This window comes from Pseudoalteromonas sp. S4492 (assembly GCF_005886115.1).
Lineage (GTDB): Bacteria > Pseudomonadota > Gammaproteobacteria > Enterobacterales > Alteromonadaceae > Pseudoalteromonas > Pseudoalteromonas gelatinilytica.
Window position 1 is genome coordinate 1 of sequence record NZ_PNCP01000211.1, and the last position, 293, is coordinate 293.

General features: G+C 52.6%; 1 pseudogene. It reads right to left on the reverse strand.

Annotated elements, in window-relative coordinates:
- Positions 1 to 293: pseudogene (locus tag CWC28_RS22080) on the reverse strand (ABC transporter permease); the annotation flags it as partial.

The following is a 293-nucleotide window of genomic DNA, read 5'->3' on the forward strand; positions in this document are numbered from 1 at the left end:
AACAGGGACAGCCTGGGTGACCAGCAGCAGCGGGAGTAACCAGGGGCGAAGTGCTACAAAATAGACCAGAATCATGGCCAGAAGAATGCCGAACAGCACACCCAGTATAAGGCCCAGCAGCATTTCCGTCATGGTCACCAGGGTGTGTTTCCATAGCAATGAAGCATTGTCGTACATGCTGGTGAACACGGCCTTGGGGCCAGGCAGAATATATTCCGGCATGGCGAACAGTACGACGATGGATTCCCAGACAATCAGTAAACCGAGCACAACCAGAAGAGGTTTAAAGAGCG